We start from the raw sequence: 17075 nt of genomic DNA, 5'->3' as shown, positions 1-17075 counted from the left end.
AACAAAAGAATAAGCAAACGAAGATGAGTCGAATAGCTTCATATGTTTGTTCAAAGATTTTATTAGATTCAACCGCATAACTGTGGAGTACCACTATGAGCCCGAATTTCTTCTTCGGATCTTCATAAGGGTCTTTTGATAGACTTGCATCTTGAACTACACGCTCCAATTGGTTAAGTGCGATAACTTGCTCTCGGCTGGCATCCGATGGGGCAAACATGAATAGGAGAGCTCCAACTAGAAAAGTAGTAAGCAAAAGTACGCAGTAACCACTGACAAGATAGGCATCTTTCCTCATTTGGATTAACTTCTAACGTTTGCCAAAGGGGCCGGAGCGGCTACGCCGCGCAGGTCCCAGCCCGCGTTCGTCGCGGGCGAATTTGTGGCGCTTGTTAGAGTTGTTAGTCACTTCCACCAGTAAACCCGCCTCCATCGCCCCAACCCGAGTGCCCATGTGGCGGGCCGCATTTTCCAGCATCATTAAACTGCCCGCCATTTGTAGAATATTTATTAGAAGAATTATTTTTGGGACTAGATATAGAGCCTATGACAAAAAATAAGATGCCAACCGCCCAAATGTAAGGAAAGACTATTGACTCGAGGTGCGGATAGTTGTTGAAAACGTTGTTGTGTTTCGAAATAGATAGAACAATTAAGGTGACACTCACCACGTAAAAGAAACATCGCCACTTCGTCGTAAGTACAAGCATAGAGAAAACTCTAACGCCCGCAACAGGGGCGACCAATGCTATGCACGTTCTGTGCGAAACTGGGAGCGTAGCGATCCGCACAAAACGTGCATAGCGTTGGGCGTCCCGCGGAGGCCCGAAGGGCCGCAGCATCCTGCTTGCGTTTGTTATGTGTTTTCACGAGCCAATGCCATTTTCCAGCCTTTATAGCACGCTATAGATAAGCCAATGCTACCGACTGCTGCCCCAAAGTGTCCTAAGTATGTAGCAAGCAAGACAGTTGCAACAGAAGTTACTCCGAGAAAAATGCACCAAAATTTTAGACCTCCTATAGAGAAGAGCCCACCATTTTTCTGTGGTCTGTTGAACAGCAGGCGAATAGATATTGCCCCAAACCAATATGTACAGAGAACTAATGCTGCTGCACCAAGTAAAGTTGGGTACGAGAATGATGCATTTACAACCAGTATTGTGAGTAACCCGAAAAAGATTAGCGATATTGTTAGCGTAATCAAGCCAACAATTACTTCAAGAAATCGACCGGGTGAATGTTGATATTGGTTCATGCAGATTTACACATAACGTTGCCAGCAAGGGCAGCCGAAGCGAAGCGTAGGCTGTCCAGCCCAGTCTCCGGCTGGGCGATCTTGCCTGGCCTGGTTATGCGTGACCTCGCACTGTGAATAAAACTATTTCTTTCTAGGGCCGCCTGCAAAGTAGCCAGCCAAAATTAGTATGACGGCAATACCAAGCGTGTACCACTTGCTAACACTAGGGCTATCTGAGGGAACAACCTTGTAATAGCCATTTTCCGGTGTAGATTGCACCCAACTCAGCGGAACAAAATCCACTAACTCAGGAATTCCTGTAGCTATTGCTATCAGTGTGTAAACAAAGATCGAAATCCCTAAGTAAAAAATTATCTTAGCCATTCTCAACCGGCCGCATAACGCCTCAAACACCGGCGGAGCGTAGCGACGTCCGCGTGCTTTGACTTGTTCTACATTTCTTGGATTTCAAAGTCGGCAGCATTTAAGCCAGTCTCTCTGAAAGTGATAATGAATTGCATCGGATTGCTTTCTGGGCTGACGATCCACATTTCACGCCAAGCTCTTTGTCCAACGCTACCCACAGGCTGTTGAATTACAAATTTTATAATTTTGGCATCTGCCCGAATATTTGCGGACTCGATAAGGCCTGCTGTGGCATCGGCGATAAGCTTCTCATTTGCCAAAGATCCTTCTTCGGCTACGGATGGTTTGATTTGTGAAATTGGTGGTAGCTCGTTTGAGGTAGCACAGCCAAATAGCACTATGCTCGTCATAATCATGATTACAGTAGATTTCATCGTTTCTCCTTTGATGTAGAACGCCCCAATAACCGGCAGCCGGAGCATAGCGTAGGCTGTCCGGCGGAAGCCCGAAGGGCTGGAGTGAAGTTCATTGGCTGGTTATGAGTGTACTGACTAGCAACAACATTGCAAATATTAAAACACATAAAAGAGATGCCTTATATTTCTTAGCTACGCTAGTCCGCAACCGCAGAATTTCATCAGAGAAATTCTCTCGACCAAACTCTGTCTTACTTAAAATTAGGATCCAATAGTAATACGAACCATTTAATGCTGAGAAATATTTCTCATGCACTTTCGGCCGCTCTTTTTTAATCAAAGCAATAAGTGCTTTACCGGAAGCTGTTGCCCATAGGAAAAGCACCACACCCAATAGGAAAAACAGCAATGCAAAGATTAACATCGACTTATTCAACACTCATAACGCCTACGATAACGGGCCGCAGTGCAGGCGCGAAGCGCCGGAACGGAGGTCCGAGCCAGCTTGCTGGCGGGCGTTGATTGTATTGTTATGTTTTAGTCGAACTCCCATAGCTCCTGCTCTGTAAGATCTACAATAGAGCCTTCTTTTAGTTTAAAGCCCTGAGAATATGACGTAGATGTTCCGAAAAAGTGGTACTTAGTAATCTCGGCTATCACACTTAAAGCACCGTCTGGGTCTACTTCGCTAAATATTACTAAAGGGTACTTCTTACCGAACACGTCGTACTCCTTTTTTATAGGAGTACGTTCGTAGCCTTCTAGCTCTGACTTAGACTTTGTTTTCAACGATTCTCGTAGCCGAATAAGCTCTGAGTTAATTAGATCTATAGTTTCCATACGTTTTAAACATAACGCCTCAATAACCCGCAGCTGAAACGCAGCGAAGCGGAGTGTAAGCTGTCGGGCGCCGAAGGCGCGTAGTTAATTGATTTGTTAAATGTAAGACCACACTGCGCCTATGATAAGTAGAACTATTATTGCCACTTGGATTTTATTGGCTTTACTTTGTTCAGCTTTGGCTTCAGGTGTATCAGTCACTCCTACTTGATGATCGAACCCTCCTTCATCAAGATCTTCGTTGAAGATGATGAGGCCATTAATCAAAACAGCGATCATTACCAGTAACATTGCTGTTAGCCAGTAGAATCCAGTGAAGTACTGGATGCCCAATCCAAATAGAAGACAAAAAGTAATCATTATTGCTGCGGGCTTTAGGTCAATGCCATTCATCTTCGAGTACATTTAACGCCGCGTTCAGCTGCGGCCAAAGTTGGGCGGTTTTTGTGGTATAAGCGCAGCGACCGCAAAAGCCGCACAGCTTTTGGCGTCGTGCTGCAACGCTTTGTTATGCGTATACTACACACTAAGCTTCAACAACAACATGCTAAAGAAAAATACGACTGTTGCACCCACCAAAAAAGATAAAAACTTTAAAAAAATATTGTTCTTCTCGAATTCCTTTAAAGAGTAATGATAAGTGACGCCACCAAATTTCTTAGTCATGTAATACACACCATAACTTAACAAAGCAATAAAGGCTCCCATCTGGAGAAGCAACACCCAATCAAAAAGCGCAAAGAATATGAAAGGAGTACTGGCCACTGCCATGACAGCACCATATAAAAAACCTTCAGGAACTTCTTCATATTTTAGTTTGGTTCCGCAGTCTTCGCAGACACCAAACATTGTTCGAGACTCACCCAAGGAAACGCCTGGGTTAAATTTTTTCTTACATTTCTCGCAAATCATAATTTACGCATAACGTTGCCAGCAAGGGCAGCCTAAGCGAAGCGTAGGCTGTCCAGCCCAGCCTCTGGCTGGGCGATCTTGCCTGGCCTAGTTATAGCTGGCGCGTACTGAACGACCTACTTGCTCTCTGCCAGACACCTTTGGCTGGCCACTACCCGATTAATTTACAGGGAAAAATACCATACTTTCCCCACCAGTTAACTAACTGACTGGCACTCCATAATGCCGCAGCTAGCTTGCAGAGCTTATTGACTTAAAACGAAGGCACTTGAACGAAACTACGGTGCCAGCTTGCAGGAAAACTCTCTGGAGAAGAGTGCTCAGGAAAAGATTGGTGCTTGCAGCAACTTTGAACTACCTAAAAAATGACCGCCACAATAACGCCGCCAGCACGGGCCGGAGCACGCAGTGCGTAGGTCCAGCCCGGAAGGGGCGAGTGTGCCTGGCCTTGTTATAAGTTTGCATTGATTCGGAAGAACTTATAGATGTTACGTGACAACTGGCTTAACTGCCCCGACTCAATACATATGTTTGCAATAGCACGCCACTCATAGTTATATAAGTTGAGTTGAAAGCTTAGATTGACGTGACCTGTGTTCGATATTGTGGCTTCTAGCCTAAACTCATCCTCCAGTGCTCGCCAAGATTTCTCACCCTCCCAGCCTGACCAGTTGTCATCGAGGTCTTTAAAGAACTCCCAAATTGCGACTGTACACGGCAAGTTCTCTACTTTGACGGTTGCATTCATTGCGTCCGACTTTAGATGCAGATCATAGTACTCTACCCACCCCTCATCATTGAGTCGTGGGTTATCGAGAACTACGCAATAATCTGATTCGTTTCCTATCTGAAGCTGATCCATGGTTTTACTTATAACGCCTGCAATAACCGGCAGGCGACGCGCAGCGGCGACTGTCCGGCGAAGGCCACAACGTGGCCGTAGCGAAGTTGATTGCCTTGTTATGTGTAACCTCACACACCCGATCTTGATCCATTTTTTAGCGCCCACAAAATAAGTGATGGGAGCAGAGAAAAATCGATTATAAGTGCAAGCCATAGATAACTTAAATATGGTTTGCCGGGCATCCACATTACGCCCAGCAGCATGAATATTCCACCAACCATCGGTATATTAGTGGCCCCCGATTTCTTAATCATACGGCGTATTGATATCGGCCAATTTAGCAGACCTATAAAAACACCAATGCTTAGTAGAGCTATTCCGAAATATTCCAACTACCGAATCCCTTTGAGATGCACATAACGCCTAGCTCAACGGGGAGTTAAAGTGGCGCGACTTTTGGAACAAAAGGCGTGACACTTTGACGAGTCCGATGCAGCTACTGGTTAGGCGCATTGTAGCTAAGCCAATTTAAAAATTCAGTTTTCAATACAGGGGAATAACTTCCATTGTTGTACCATTCAAACTCTGAAAAATCTTCCTCTGCCCATTCTTCTTCACCAATTGCATAATCAATAGCAGGCTTGTAAGGCAAGGCATATAGAATTACAAGATAAAGGAAATCCCAGCCTAGTACTCTATTTTTTTGTTCATGGAACAGTTCGACAAAGAAAGATACTTTGCAAGGATCTTTAATGAGTATCTCTTCCAAAACCGACAGACTAGACTCGTCAAATGACTTGTCTTTCCAAATGTCTTCTACAGATTCCAACCGCAAGATCCTTTACCGCCTAACGCCCGGCTCACCGAGCAAATTTTTGTTGGCGACTTTTGTGCGCATTTTGCACAAAAGGTGGCAGCGGAAAATTGTCCGGTGCAGCCGCTTGTTATGAGTTTGTCGGTTCCCAGTTATTTATTGAAGACCACTCAAACTCCGACTCAACAACCTTCCCTTTGGCAAGAAATTCTTTGCGATAAGAGAAGACTCCATTTTTTAATTTAAAGCTTGTAACGAAACCCTTATCTACGGTTTTGAGCCTACTGACCAGACCATTTTCTAAGTCAAATATTGCGACTCGAGTAATTGGGCCTTTCTGATAATTCGTTGTAAGCCACTCTTCGATTGCTAAATAACGGCCACCTTCGAGTTCAGCTCGATTAAAGCCATAGTAGTATTTAGAGACTTTAACTCCCTGAATTTCTAACTTGAAATACTGTGGGCCAAATCTAATTTCGCCTGCAATATCTAAGTGGTACTTTCTATCCATGATTACTCATAACATTTATATAGTGATCATCATGACCACTATTATCCTGATTACTATTTCAGAAGCAATCCCACGACAGCCCCCTTTGAATCACTTTAAAATCATATAGTTATACAAAAATGATACGAAGGTGCAATGTGGAAATATGGTCACTGCGACCACTATCCCTAAATATACCACTTTACGTAACTCATTGTATTTAATGATTTTTTGAGCATATTTGCTAAACCTATCAAAATAACGGTCACGATGACCGAAATTCCAGCTCGCATATGGTCATATTTTTTGCAAGACTGTATATATAACCAGAGTTGGGTGTGTTTAAATGGATGACATTCCTATACCGATCCCCAAAAGCTCCTCTCGATTTATGGATCGATTACGAACTTTCATGCGATCAAAGTATTTGGCATACAAAACCGAGCAAACCTATTGCTATTGGATTAAAGACTTCATTCGCTTTAATCAGATGCGCCACCCAGAAGCACTAGGCAAGGCTGAAGTGAATAACTGGCTCAGTCATTTGGCAACCAATCGATCCGTATCAATCAATACCCAGAAAACGGCTTTAAATGCAGTCGTATTTTTATACAAGCAGTTTATGGGCCTTGAACTAGGTGAGCTCAAATTTCACAGCAGTCATCGTCCCAGGCGGTTGCCAGTGGTTTTCAGCCATGTGGAGGCCACAGATATTTTGGGGCAGCTTACTGGCCCGGCAAAGCTTGCTGCATCTTTGATGTACGGTTCCGGTCTTAGGGTCATGGAAGCCGTGCGGCTTCGGGTGAAAGACGTTGATTTTACAGAGCAGTGTATATTCGTACGTGAAGCCAAGGGTGAAAAGTGGAGAAGGACCCTACTACCTAAATCTCTTATTGAACCATTAAGGGCCCAAATTCACTATGCTCTCTCGCTCCATCAGCAGGATCTCGTTGAAGGATATGGCGAGGTCTATCTCCCATTTGCGCTAGCCAGAAAGTTCCCAAAGGCTGCCACCAACCCCGCTTGGCAATATATATTTCCTGCTAGAGAGCGCTCGCTCGATCCTCGTAGCAATATCATACGAAGGCATCATATTGGAGAACAACAGATAAGGCGTGCAGTTGCCAAGGCTATTTCGAGCTTAGGTATACGAAAAAAAGCCAGCTGCCACACCTTCAGGCATTCATTCGCTACCAACCTATTACGATCAGGTGCAGACATTCGCAATATTCAAGAACTTCTTGGTCACAATGATATAAGTACTACGATGATCTACACACACGTGATTGGTGTTCATGAACGTGGGATTAGCAGCCCATTAGATTAGATTGAGCCCCGGGCATGACCTCTAAAAACGGTTGAGCTTTAAGTCCTTCTCTCACTCTTTGCTAAAAGACCCGTTGCTTTTTAACAGGGTACTCTGTAGTAAATATTTTCACAGTCAATCTCAAAACCTAAAGACTGATATAACTGACGTGCGCGATTGTTTCTTTTCTCTGTTTTAAGTTCAATACGAATGGCCTGAGTTTCCTTGACAAAATCTATCGCAACCTGGATCAGCTTTTTAGAAACGCCCCTCCCCCTATAGCGACTTGAAACACCTAAGTCATTTAAAATCCACAGGCGTGTAAGAGCAAGGGAAGAAAAGCTGGGATAAAGATTCACAAAACCCATTACCTCAGAACACTCGGAATCTATTGCTATAAAAAGTGTGGAAGCCTGACTGTCGATCAAGTTGCCCAGAAAAGACTCAGTTCCAATTAAGTCCGATTTATAGCCACAAAACACCCTGTATTCATCAAATAATTGAGCCACCTCAGGTACATGATGGCTTTCACATCGTAATATTTTCACAATGTCCCCTCGCAATTTACAAAAGCATTTCAGCTTACCAAATTAGCTGCAAGTCAGTTCTTGCAACTAATCCAAGGGGGCATCAGTAGAGAAATGTGGCAGTCCCAGTAGCAATTAATTCTTCCCGGTCATTACTCAACTCCATACGCGCAACCACGAGTTTATTGCCTGTGCGTAGAATTGAGCCTTCACAGAGAAAGTGCTCCCCCCTTCCGGGCTTTAAATAATCCACGCGCATATCTACCGTACCCAGCTTAGAAAGGCGATCGGCTTTTTCTTTCCAGTGCAGATCCCCCATGCGCTGATATGCAGCAACCATTGCGGTAAGGCCACCGACGGTATCCAGAGCGGTGGCAATTACGCCGCCGTGCAAAATATTCGTCCAGACGTTACCTATCAACTCCGGACGTTGTTGAAAACCGGCGGAAAGAGTAAGGGCCTCTAGGTCTAGGGAGCGCATTTCAAGGCCAATCTGCTGATTAAAAGGGATCTTTTCAAAAAATCCCTTTACCAACTCCTGAAATTCATGGGGAGAGGGCTCTGTCATAATCTTGCAACCCGGTTGAGACCATCCAGTGCGGCACTACGGTAGGCCTCTGCCATGGTGGGGTAATTAAATGTGGTGTTAACGAAATAATCGATGGTGTTATTTGGCGAGGGCTGCTTCATGATGGCCTGACCAATATGCACAATCTCTGCCGCTTCGGCACCAAAACAGTGAATGCCGAGAATTTCACGGGTTTCAATATGGAACAGGATCTTGAGCATGCCCACGCGCTCACCAGAGATCTGTGCGCGTGCAGTGTGTTTAAAGAGCGCACGCCCCACCTCATAGGGTACCTTGGCGGCTGTCAGTTCGGATTCTGTTTTTCCTACTGAGGAAATTTCCGGCAGGGTATAAATACCAGTGGGCGCATCCTCGATTACACGGTGCCCGCGGCCGGCAATAGCTGCTGCTACCGCCCTACCCTGGTCATAGGAGGCACTGGCAAGGCTGGGCCAACCAATAACATCGCCCACCGCAAAGATATTATCCACTTCCGTGCAGTAATGATCATCTACGCTTAACTGGCCGCGGTGATTCGCTTCGAGGCCGATATTTTCCAGGCCCAGGGAGCTGGTATTACCTGTACGACCATTACACCAGAGCAGTGCGTCTGCATGGATACGCTTACCTGATTGCATTTCCATAATCACGCCCTGATCATTGGGGAGCACACGCGCATACTCCTCCTGGTGACGAACGGTAACGCCCATATCGCGCAAGTGGTAACTCAAGGCATCAGAGATCTCATCATCCAGAAATTCCAACAGGCTGCTGCGGGTATTGATCAAATCTACCTTGATACCAAGACCAGCGAAAATAGAAGCGTATTCACAGCCAATCACGCCGGCGCCGTAGATCATGATGGAATGCGGCGTATGCTGCATATCCAGAATCATATCGCTGTCGTAGACACGCTCGTGATCAAAGTCCACATCTGCGGGACGATATGGACGGGAACCCGTGGCAATAATAAATTTTTTCGCGGTGACAATTTCTGTGGCGCCATCGGGCAGCTGTACTTCTACACTATTCGCATCGCGGAAATTTGCCGCCCCAACGATTAGCTCAACCCGATTACGCGCATAAAAAGAGGTGTGCATTTCCACTTGATAGGAAATCACTTTATTGACCGTTTGCATCACCTGAGGAAAGGTTAGGCGGCGCGGTTCACCCAAAGCACGAAAAACACTCTGAGTGTTATAACGCATTAATTGTTTGACAGAGTGGCGCAGAGCTTTGGAGGGAATGGTGCCCTTATGGGTACAGTTACCGCCCACTACTTGGCGTTTTTCAATCACTGCGACACGCATGCCTTTTTTCGCGGCGCTCATTGCGGCGGCCTCACCAGCGGGACCAGAACCAATTACAACCAAGTCAAACTTTTGCTCTGCCATCTATAGCTCTAATTCTATTTTTCCAAAACGGAGTATGAGATTTAAGAATGCCTCACACTCAATACTAAAATCAGCACAGAAGGTGCCAATGATATAAAACAACAAGCCCGTTAATTACGGGCTTGGGAGAGATTGCTTACTTACGCTTAGTCGCGTCGTAAGCGAGGTCTTCAGCGGCAACCTTTTGCTGACGCTTACGCTCTTGCTCTTTTTCGCATTCGTCGTCGTTGCCACCACAAATGGTGCAGTCCTGCTTCATGCCGATATTATTCAGGCCGCCACAGGAGCCTTTTAGTGGCTTATTTTGCACCATGGCGCCGAGTGCCATTCCGGCAACTACTAACAGCATGGCAATAAAAGCAAAGATAAATATTGTCATTACTCAGACCTCTCTAAGTAGGGTACAAAGGCGCGACTATAGCGTTCCTCGAAACCCTTATCAGTTTTTACCAGCATGAAAACAGCCAGATTTTCACGTTCGGCCAAAGCCAACCCTTCTTCAGCCCCAAGTACATTGAGAGCGGTAGCAAGGCCATCCGCTTCAGCACAGGTATCTGCCAGCACTGTTACCGAGGCCAGCTTGTGCTGTAACGGTCGACCAGTGCGGGGGTCGATACTGTGCGCATAGCGTACTCCGTCGCGTTCATAGTAATTCCGGTAATCACCACTGGTAGCCACCGCCTTACCACTAACACCAATAGGCTGTTGAACCATCTGGCCAAATGAGTCAGGTGCTTCAATACCAATTATCCAAGTCTTACCTTTTGGATTCACACCCAGGGTACGCAGTTCACCGCCGATTTCGACCAAGTAGTTGCGAATTCCCTGCTGCTCCAGCAACAGTGCAACCCGGTCGACGCCGTGCCCCTTGGCGATAGCCGAAAGGTCAATTTCTACCGGTCTCTGACGAGTGATCGTATCCGGTTTACGGGTCACTTTAAGTGCATCGGAGCCGACTACCTTTTGCAGGCCGGCTATCTCCGCATCGGAGGGAATTTTCTCAGGCTCTGGTTGGGGACCAAATCCCCACAAGTTAACCAATGGGCCAACGGTAACCTCGAAGGCACCCTGACTGCGTCGATAAATATCCAGAGACAGCGCCACAATATCTACCAGCGGCTCACTGACCGGGATGGCCTCACCTACAGGACCGCGGTTGAAACGCATCAACTCCGAGTCCTCGATATAGGTGGACATCTCCTGGTTGACCTGCTGCAGCTCGTCGTCAATTAACGCTTGCAGCTCGCTACGCTTTACGCTTTGCGGTACATCGACAACCGTGATGTGATAAGTGGTCCCCATGGTGCGGCCACTAAGCTGCCAGCTTTCCGCTGCCGGAGTACAGGCAGTGAAAATTACAGTCGCCCAAAGCAAAAACAGGGCCGGAAGAACGGGCCCTGTTTTTGCTTTTATCGGGGCTTTGATTGCGTTTAGCAAACTAAGCTCTCCGTTTAACCACCGAAGTCATCAAGGAGGATATTTTCATCCTCTACGCCCAAGTCTTTGAGCATGCTGATTACTGCGGCGTTCATCATGGGTGGCCCACACATGTAGTACTCACAGTCTTCCGGAGCCGGGTGGTCCTTCAGGTAGTTTTCATACACCACGTTGTGAATGAAACCGGTGTAACCCGTCCAGTTGTCCTCCGGTTGCGGATCAGACAAGGCCACATGCCACTTGAAGTTATCAAACTCAGCAGCCAGACCGTTGTAGTCATCTTCGTAGAACATCTCGCGCAGAGAACGCGCGCCGTACCAGAAGCTGATCTTGCGCTTGGAATTCAGACGCTTGAGCTGGTCGAAGATGTGTGAACGCATCGGCGCCATACCGGCACCACCACCGATAAACACCATCTCGTTGTCGGTTTCCTTGGCGAAGAACTCACCGAAGGGTCCGTACACCTTGATCTTGTCACCCGGCTTCAGGCTGAACACGTAGGAAGACATCTGACCCGGCGGGATACCCTCGGTACGGGGTGGCGGAGTCGCGATACGGATGTTGAACTTAACAACACCTTTTTCTTCCGGGTAGTTAGCCATAGAGTAGGCGCGAACCACAGGCTCGGTCACCTTGGACTCCAGCTTGAAGAAGCCAAAGTGCTCCCAGTCACCGCGGTACTGGTCTTCTACTTCGAAGTCGGCAAATTTAACGTGGTGAGCTGGGGCTTCCAGCTGTACGTAACCGCCAGCACGGAAGTCAACGTTTTCGCCTTCGGGCAGACGCAAGGTCAGCTCCTTAATGAAGGTGGCAACGTTGGGGTTGGATTCCACAGTGCACTCCCACTGCTTCACTCCGAACACCTCTTCCGGCACTTCGATTTCCATATCTTGCTTAACCGCAACCTGACAGGAAAGACGCTTGCCTTCTTTCGCATCGCGCGGGGTAAAGTGAGCCGCTTCAGTCGGCAACATATCGCCACCGCCCGCAGTCACTTTACACACACACTGCGCACAGCTACCACCGCCACCACAGGCGGAGGCCAGGAACAGGTTATTGGCAGCCAGGGTTTGCAGCAGCTTGCCGCCGGCTGGCACGGTGAGAGTCTTCTCACCGTTAACCAAAATGTTGACGTTGCCGGTGTTTACCAGGCGCGAGCGGGCCGCAAGGATCACCGCCACCAGCGCCAGTACGATGACAGTAAACATCGCTACGCCGAGGATAATTTCAATACTCATTCTATTGTTTTCCCCGCTTAGATATCGATGCCGCCGAAGGACATGAAGCCCAGGGACATCAGACCAACGGTTACGAAGGTGATGCCCAGACCTTTCAGGCCATCCGGAACGTCACTGTACTTCAGCTTTTCACGAATACCGGCCAGAGCGGTAATCGCCAGTGCCCAACCGAGGCCGGCACCGAAACCGTAGGCAACACTCTCACCGAACGCGTATTCGCGCTCAACCATGAACAGGGAGGCACCCATGATGGCGCAGTTCACGGTGATCAGCGGCAGGAATACACCCAGGGCGTTGTAGAGCGCTGGTACATATTTATCCAGGAACATCTCCAGGATCTGTACCAGTGCCGCAATTACGCCGATGTAAGACAGCAGGCCGAGGAAGCTCAGGTCCACGTCGGGGTAACCGGCCCAGGCCAGTGCGCCGTCTTTCAGCAGGTAGGTGTAAATCAGGTTGTTCACCGGTACTGTCAGAGTCAGTACCACGATAACCGCAATACCCAGGCCAATCGCAGCTTCAATCTTCTTCGATACGGCCAGGAAGGTACACATACCGAGGAAGAAGGCCAACGCCATGTTTTCAACGAAAACGGCGCGGATAATCAAAGAAATATAATGTTCCATGGATTAGGCCTCCTGCGCTTGGGAATTAGGCGCAATCTTGAACTCGTCTTGCTCAACCTGAGCAGGCTTCCAGGCGCGGATTGCCCAGATGAACAGGCCGATCAGGAAGAATGCACTGGGCGGCAATAACAGCAGGCCGTTGGGGATATACCAGCCACCGTTGCTCACGGTGGTCAGGATATCTACACCGAACAGTTTGCCAGCGCCGAACAGTTCACGGATTACCGCGAGACCAATCAGGATAACGCTGTAGCCCAGACCGTTACCGAGACCATCGAAGAAGCTGGGCAGCGGCGGGTTCTTCATAGCGAAGGCTTCCGCACGACCCATTACGATACAGTTGGTAATGATCAGGCCAACGAATACGGACAACTGCTTGGAGATGTCGTATGCCAATGCCTTGATCAACTGATCCACCAGAATTACCAATGAGGCAATCACGGTCATCTGAACGATGATGCGGATACTGTTCGGGATCTGGTTGCGGATCAGAGATACCGCAACGTTGGAACAGGCCACAACCGAGGTCAGAGCGATACACATTACCAGGGTTACCTGCAGCGAGCTGGTTACAGCCAGTGCAGAACAGATGCCCAGGATCTGCAGTGCGATCGGGTTGTTGTTAAAAATCGGCTCTAGCAGAGTCTCTTTGATTTTCATGCTTATGCCTCCCCTGCTTTCAGGTTTTTCAGGAAGGGACCATAACCTTGGTTACCCAGCCAGAAGTTCACCAGGTTGCTAACGCCCTTACTGGTCAGAGTTGCACCGGACAGGCCGTCTACTTCGTGAATCGCATTCGGGCTGTTGGGGTTAACCTGGCCTTTGATCACAGCGATATCTACGTCGCCTTGCTTATTGAAGACTTGCTTACCAACCCACTGGGCTTTCCAGTTAGGGTTGTCCACTTCGCCACCCAGTCCGGGAGTTTCCTTGTGCTCGTAGAAGCCGAGGCCCGCTACGGTGTCTAGGTTGCTCTCCAGCGCGAGGAAGCCGTACAAGGTACCCCAAAGTCCGTAGCCACGAACAGGCAGAATGATCTTGTCCAGTTGGCCATCTTTCTCTACCAGGTAAACCTCTTTAATGTTTTCCCGACGGATAATCTTGGCGGTATCCTCGTCTGCCGGCAGTCTCTCACTGGCAGAGGGAATCTTGGAAGCAGCGCGACCGCTGCCGCCAGCCGGCGCTTCATCGGTGAACTTACCGGTGTTCAGATCAACGTATTTGATCTTCACATCGGCGAAGGCTTTCTCTACTTCCGCTTTGTTAGCGCGAGAGTCCTTCAGCAGGCCACCAGCCATCAGTACGTTGCGCTTCATGTCCAGCTCGGCATTCGCCTGCTGGGCAGGCTTCAGCATTACCGCCGCAGTGGAAACCACCACAGAGCACACCAGGCACATTACCAGCGCGACAATCAGAGTACCGGTTACGGAATCTTTATTAGCCACGTGCCAACCTCCGTTTGATATTGGACTGCACCACAAAGTGGTCAAACAGCGGAGCGAACAGGTTAGCGAACAAGATCGCCAGCATCATGCCTTCCGGGAAGGCCGGGTTCACTACACGAATCAGGACAACCATCACCCCGATCAGGATGCCGTACCACCAGCGACCAGTGTTGGTCATGGCAGCGGAAACCGGGTCAGTGGTCATAAAGATCAGGCCGAAAGCAAAACCGCCCACTACCAGGTGCCAGTACCAGGGTACCTGGAACATCGGGTTGGTTTCGGAACCGATCATGTTGAACATAAATGCGGTGGCCATCATACCCAGCAGAGTGCCGGCTACGATGCGCCAGCTGGCGATCTTCATGCCCATCAGAATTACACCGGCAATCAGGATAGCCAGGGTAGAAGTTTCACCGATGGAACCATGTATCTTGCCGAAGAAAGCGTCGAACCAGGTTACCTGGCCAACCGCAGCATTCACGATACTGTTCTGGATACCTTCGCTGGCCATGACAGACAGCGCGGTAGCGCCGGTGTAACCGTCAACCGCAGTCCATACTGCATCGCCAGACATCGCTGCCGGATAGGCGAAGAATACGAACGCACGACCGGTAAGTGCCGGGTTGAGGAAGTTTTTGCCGGTACCACCGAACACTTCCTTACCGATCACCACACCGAAGCTGATGCCCATAGCCACCATCCACAGAGGCAGATCCGGCGGACAGGTTAAGGCAAACAGGATGGAGGTTACGAAGAAACCTTCGTTCACTTCATGACCGCGCACAGCGGCGAACAGCACTTCCCAGATACCACCCACAATAAAGGTGACCGCATAAATCGGCAGGAAGTACATGGCTCCGTAGACAAAGTTGTCCCACAGGCTCGCAGGGTTATAGGAGGTCAGAGCACCAATAATGGCGTGACGCCAGCCGGACAGATCCGGATTGGTCATACCTTCCAGAATAGTGTTGGCCTGGAAACCGATATTCCACATACCGTAGAACGCCGGGATCATCGCACAAGCCCACACGGTGATCATAATACGCTTCAGGTCGATACCATCGCGCACATGAGAGGTGGTCTTGGTTTTATCAGCCGGCTGGAACAAGCCAGTATCAATGGCCTCAAAGAGGGCATAGAACTTTTCGAACTTGCCACCTTTGTGGAATTTCGGTTCGATGGAATCGAGGAATTTACGCAACATACTTACCCCTCCTTCTCAATACGGGTCAGGTTGTCCCGCAAAATGGGGCCGTATTCGTACTTGCCCGGACACACAAAGGTGCACAGTGCCAGATCTTCCTCATCCAACTCCAGAGCACCCAGTTTCTGGGCCATAGCGGTATCACCCACGATCAGGGAGCGCAGTAGCTGGGTCGGCAGTACGTCCAGCGGCATAACCTTCTCATAAGTGCCGACCGGTACCATGGCACGCTCGGAACCGTTAGTACTGGTGGTGAAGTTGAACAGTCTGTTCTTGAACAGGCGCGAAAGATAAATCGGGAAAACGGAGAAGCGCTTGTTACCGGCACGCAGATAGTGCAGGAAAGGACGCTCACCACCCTCTTCCAGCACAGATACCTGATTATGGTAACGACCCAGGTAACCCAAAGGACCTTCAGCAGTGCTGCCGCCAAATACGGAGCCGGAAATAACGCGGTCGTTATCACCTTTCAACTCACCGGAAGTCAAAGTTTCCAGGCTGGCGCCGAGACGAGTGCGCACAAGTCGGGGCTGTTTAACTTGAGGGCCGGCCAGGGAAACAACGCGATCGGTGAAAAGTTTACCGGTGGTAAACAGTTTGCCTACGGCGATCACATCCTGGTAATTAATGGTAAATACACTGCGAGAACCGGAAACCGGGTTCAAGTAGTGGATATGGGTACCGGACAGGCCAGCCGGGTGGGGGCCGGCAAAAGCTTCGCGGCGAATATTCGCAGCGCTCGGTACGGGGATATCTGCATCAGGAGCGGTACAGACGTAAGTGGTTTCCGCCAGCTTGGAAAGAATCTCAACGCCCTGAGAGAAGGCTTTGGGGTTCTCGGCAATGACCACTTCTGGGTTGGCAGCCAGAGGATTGGTGTCCATCGCATTAATAAACACCGCTTCCGGCTTGGCATCCAAAGCGGGAACGCGGCTGAACGGGCGGGTACGCAGTGCGGTCCACATACCGGATTCAACCAGGTTCTCAACGACCTGTTCGCGCGTCAGACCAGATAGCTTATCTACGCTATAGCTCTGGAACTGTTCTGCTGCATCGCCGTCTATGCCAATCACAACGGATTGCAGAACACGGCGAGCACCGCGATTGATAGCAACAACACGACCGGCGGCCGGCGCGGTGTAGCGCACGCCTTCGGTTTTTTTGTCACTGAACAGTAGCTGACCAAGATTGACGCGATCCCCTACAGCCACTGCCATTGTCGGCTTCATCCCGTGATAATCGGGGCCGAGAACAGCAACGGTCTTGATCGCAGGTCCTTTGTGGATGACCTGCTCGGGCGCGCCGGATATGGGTAAGTCCAATCCCCGACGGATCTTTCTCATACGCCTATGCCTAAGTTTCTAGTTTATAAAATTGCAATAAAGCCCACCCGCCCAGGTTCAAACTGAAA

22 protein-coding genes are annotated in these 17075 nt (G+C 48.9%); 1 reads left to right on the top strand and 21 read right to left on the bottom strand.

Features of this window, described 5'->3' with window-relative positions; genetic code table 11:
* Nucleotides 1–310: 310 nt before the first annotated feature.
* The 10 genes from ACJJIO_RS18730 to ACJJIO_RS18685 all read right to left on the bottom strand — a co-directional run bounded on the left by ACJJIO_RS18730 (nt 311) and on the right by ACJJIO_RS18685 (nt 5940).
* Nucleotides 311–496 carry a hypothetical protein gene (locus ACJJIO_RS18730; protein WP_444909425.1) on the bottom strand — a complete coding sequence of 62 codons (186 nt, stop codon included), beginning with the start codon at nt 494–496 and terminating at the stop codon, nt 311–313.
* A gap of 360 nt (nt 497–856) precedes the next feature.
* A complete protein-coding gene (locus tag ACJJIO_RS18725; RefSeq protein WP_444909424.1) occupies nt 857–1255 on the bottom strand; it encodes a hypothetical protein in 399 nt (132 codons plus the stop codon).
* A 123-nt stretch (nt 1256–1378) separates the two neighbouring features.
* The gene (locus ACJJIO_RS18720; protein ID WP_444898736.1) at nt 1379–1621 is read right to left on the bottom strand and encodes a hypothetical protein; all 243 of its coding nucleotides are present in this window, start codon (nt 1619–1621) and stop codon (nt 1379–1381) included.
* Nucleotides 1622–1689: 68 nt separating this feature from the next.
* The gene (locus ACJJIO_RS18715) at nt 1690–2037 is read right to left on the bottom strand and encodes a hypothetical protein (RefSeq protein ID WP_444909423.1); all 348 of its coding nucleotides are present in this window, start codon (nt 2035–2037) and stop codon (nt 1690–1692) included.
* Nucleotides 2038–2128: 91 nt separating this feature from the next.
* The gene (locus ACJJIO_RS18710) at nt 2129–2458 is read right to left on the bottom strand and encodes a hypothetical protein (RefSeq protein WP_444909422.1); all 330 of its coding nucleotides are present in this window, start codon (nt 2456–2458) and stop codon (nt 2129–2131) included.
* Between the two features lie 497 nt (nt 2459–2955).
* Nucleotides 2956–3252: a hypothetical protein gene (locus tag ACJJIO_RS18705; RefSeq protein ID WP_444896912.1), complete on the bottom strand. Its 297-nt coding sequence runs from the start codon at nt 3250–3252 to the stop codon at nt 2956–2958.
* Between the two features lie 126 nt (nt 3253–3378).
* A complete protein-coding gene (locus tag ACJJIO_RS18700; protein WP_444909421.1) occupies nt 3379–3726 on the bottom strand; it encodes a hypothetical protein in 348 nt (115 codons plus the stop codon).
* Between the two features lie 496 nt (nt 3727–4222).
* A complete protein-coding gene (locus ACJJIO_RS18695) occupies nt 4223–4633 on the bottom strand; it encodes a DUF6228 family protein (protein ID WP_444911018.1) in 411 nt (136 codons plus the stop codon).
* Between the two features lie 478 nt (nt 4634–5111).
* Complete coding sequence (locus tag ACJJIO_RS18690; protein ID WP_444909420.1) at nt 5112–5444, bottom strand: hypothetical protein; 333 nt, start codon at nt 5442–5444, stop codon at nt 5112–5114.
* A gap of 115 nt (nt 5445–5559) precedes the next feature.
* The gene (locus ACJJIO_RS18685) at nt 5560–5940 is read right to left on the bottom strand and encodes a hypothetical protein (RefSeq protein WP_444909419.1); all 381 of its coding nucleotides are present in this window, start codon (nt 5938–5940) and stop codon (nt 5560–5562) included.
* 325 nt (nt 5941–6265) lie between these two features.
* On the opposite strand from ACJJIO_RS18685, the gene ACJJIO_RS18680 reads away from it, so the two are divergent.
* Nucleotides 6266–7246, top strand: a complete 981-nt coding sequence (locus ACJJIO_RS18680; RefSeq protein WP_444909418.1) for an integron integrase — start codon at nt 6266–6268, stop codon at nt 7244–7246.
* Nucleotides 7247–7326: 80 nt separating this feature from the next.
* Here the strand turns inward: ACJJIO_RS18680 and ACJJIO_RS18675 are convergent, their stop codons facing one another.
* The 11 genes from ACJJIO_RS18675 to ACJJIO_RS18625 all read right to left on the bottom strand — a co-directional run bounded on the left by ACJJIO_RS18675 (nt 7327) and on the right by ACJJIO_RS18625 (nt 17007).
* Entirely contained in the window at nt 7327–7773 is a 447-nt protein-coding gene (locus ACJJIO_RS18675; RefSeq protein ID WP_444909417.1) for a GNAT family N-acetyltransferase, read from the bottom strand.
* Nucleotides 7774–7855: 82 nt separating this feature from the next.
* Nucleotides 7856–8320 carry a thioesterase family protein gene (locus ACJJIO_RS18670; RefSeq protein WP_252081947.1) on the bottom strand — a complete coding sequence of 155 codons (465 nt, stop codon included), beginning with the start codon at nt 8318–8320 and terminating at the stop codon, nt 7856–7858.
* Nucleotides 8317–9714 carry a Si-specific NAD(P)(+) transhydrogenase gene (sthA, locus tag ACJJIO_RS18665; RefSeq protein ID WP_444909416.1) on the bottom strand — a complete coding sequence of 466 codons (1398 nt, stop codon included), beginning with the start codon at nt 9712–9714 and terminating at the stop codon, nt 8317–8319. Before sthA ends, ACJJIO_RS18670 begins: the two co-directional genes overlap by 4 nt.
* Nucleotides 9715–9850: 136 nt before the next feature.
* Complete coding sequence (nqrM, locus tag ACJJIO_RS18660) at nt 9851–10093, bottom strand: (Na+)-NQR maturation NqrM (protein WP_252081949.1); 243 nt, start codon at nt 10091–10093, stop codon at nt 9851–9853.
* Nucleotides 10093–11151: an FAD:protein FMN transferase gene (locus ACJJIO_RS18655; protein WP_444909415.1), complete on the bottom strand. Its 1059-nt coding sequence runs from the start codon at nt 11149–11151 to the stop codon at nt 10093–10095. Before ACJJIO_RS18655 ends, nqrM begins: the two co-directional genes overlap by 1 nt.
* Before the next feature lie 14 nt (nt 11152–11165).
* Entirely contained in the window at nt 11166–12389 is a 1224-nt protein-coding gene (nqrF, locus tag ACJJIO_RS18650; RefSeq protein WP_252081951.1) for an NADH:ubiquinone reductase (Na(+)-transporting) subunit F, read from the bottom strand.
* A 17-nt stretch (nt 12390–12406) separates the two neighbouring features.
* Nucleotides 12407–13015 carry an NADH:ubiquinone reductase (Na(+)-transporting) subunit E gene (gene nqrE, locus ACJJIO_RS18645; protein WP_444909414.1) on the bottom strand — a complete coding sequence of 203 codons (609 nt, stop codon included), beginning with the start codon at nt 13013–13015 and terminating at the stop codon, nt 12407–12409.
* Between the two features lie 3 nt (nt 13016–13018).
* Nucleotides 13019–13675 carry an NADH:ubiquinone reductase (Na(+)-transporting) subunit D gene (locus ACJJIO_RS18640; RefSeq protein WP_252081952.1) on the bottom strand — a complete coding sequence of 219 codons (657 nt, stop codon included), beginning with the start codon at nt 13673–13675 and terminating at the stop codon, nt 13019–13021.
* Nucleotides 13676–13677: 2 nt separating this feature from the next.
* Nucleotides 13678–14460, bottom strand: a complete 783-nt coding sequence (locus ACJJIO_RS18635; RefSeq protein WP_252081953.1) for a Na(+)-translocating NADH-quinone reductase subunit C — start codon at nt 14458–14460, stop codon at nt 13678–13680.
* Nucleotides 14453–15664, bottom strand: a complete 1212-nt coding sequence (locus tag ACJJIO_RS18630; protein ID WP_444909413.1) for an NADH:ubiquinone reductase (Na(+)-transporting) subunit B — start codon at nt 15662–15664, stop codon at nt 14453–14455. Before ACJJIO_RS18630 ends, ACJJIO_RS18635 begins: the two co-directional genes overlap by 8 nt.
* A 2-nt stretch (nt 15665–15666) precedes the next feature.
* Nucleotides 15667–17007 (bottom strand): Na(+)-translocating NADH-quinone reductase subunit A, encoded by a 1341-nt coding sequence (locus tag ACJJIO_RS18625; RefSeq protein ID WP_252081955.1) that lies wholly within the window; start codon nt 17005–17007, stop codon nt 15667–15669.
* Nucleotides 17008–17075 lie beyond the last annotated feature (68 nt).

This window comes from Microbulbifer mixtoriginis (SeqCode) (assembly GCF_052467235.1).
The sequence above is the reverse complement of the archived record's forward strand: the minus strand, read 5'-3'. Positions and strand labels throughout refer to the sequence as shown.

What these genes read in the sequence shown, in the direction of transcription:
- ACJJIO_RS18720 (WP_444898736.1), bottom strand. Translation starts at nt 1,621, where the DNA reads ATGGCTAAGATAATTTTTTACTTAGGGATTTCGATCTTTGTTTACACA.
- nqrM (WP_252081949.1), bottom strand. Translation starts at nt 10,093, where the DNA reads ATGACAATATTTATCTTTGCTTTTATTGCCATGCTGTTAGTAGTTGCC.
- ACJJIO_RS18640 (WP_252081952.1), bottom strand. Translation starts at nt 13,675, where the DNA reads ATGAAAATCAAAGAGACTCTGCTAGAGCCGATTTTTAACAACAACCCG.
- nqrE (WP_444909414.1), bottom strand. Translation starts at nt 13,015, where the DNA reads ATGGAACATTATATTTCTTTGATTATCCGCGCCGTTTTCGTTGAAAAC.
- ACJJIO_RS18670 (WP_252081947.1), bottom strand. Translation starts at nt 8,320, where the DNA reads ATGACAGAGCCCTCTCCCCATGAATTTCAGGAGTTGGTAAAGGGATTT.
- ACJJIO_RS18685 (WP_444909419.1), bottom strand. Translation starts at nt 5,940, where the DNA reads ATGGATAGAAAGTACCACTTAGATATTGCAGGCGAAATTAGATTTGGC.
- ACJJIO_RS18705 (WP_444896912.1), bottom strand. Translation starts at nt 3,252, where the DNA reads ATGAATGGCATTGACCTAAAGCCCGCAGCAATAATGATTACTTTTTGT.
- nqrF (WP_252081951.1), bottom strand. Translation starts at nt 12,389, where the DNA reads ATGAGTATTGAAATTATCCTCGGCGTAGCGATGTTTACTGTCATCGTA.
- ACJJIO_RS18630 (WP_444909413.1), bottom strand. Translation starts at nt 15,664, where the DNA reads ATGTTGCGTAAATTCCTCGATTCCATCGAACCGAAATTCCACAAAGGT.
- ACJJIO_RS18625 (WP_252081955.1), bottom strand. Translation starts at nt 17,007, where the DNA reads ATGAGAAAGATCCGTCGGGGATTGGACTTACCCATATCCGGCGCGCCC.
- ACJJIO_RS18680 (WP_444909418.1), top strand. Translation starts at nt 6,266, where the DNA reads ATGGATGACATTCCTATACCGATCCCCAAAAGCTCCTCTCGATTTATG.
- ACJJIO_RS18730 (WP_444909425.1), bottom strand. Translation starts at nt 496, where the DNA reads ATGGCGGGCAGTTTAATGATGCTGGAAAATGCGGCCCGCCACATGGGC.
- ACJJIO_RS18695 (WP_444911018.1), bottom strand. Translation starts at nt 4,633, where the DNA reads ATGGATCAGCTTCAGATAGGAAACGAATCAGATTATTGCGTAGTTCTC.
- sthA (WP_444909416.1), bottom strand. Translation starts at nt 9,714, where the DNA reads ATGGCAGAGCAAAAGTTTGACTTGGTTGTAATTGGTTCTGGTCCCGCT.
- ACJJIO_RS18715 (WP_444909423.1), bottom strand. Translation starts at nt 2,037, where the DNA reads ATGAAATCTACTGTAATCATGATTATGACGAGCATAGTGCTATTTGGC.
- ACJJIO_RS18725 (WP_444909424.1), bottom strand. Translation starts at nt 1,255, where the DNA reads ATGAACCAATATCAACATTCACCCGGTCGATTTCTTGAAGTAATTGTT.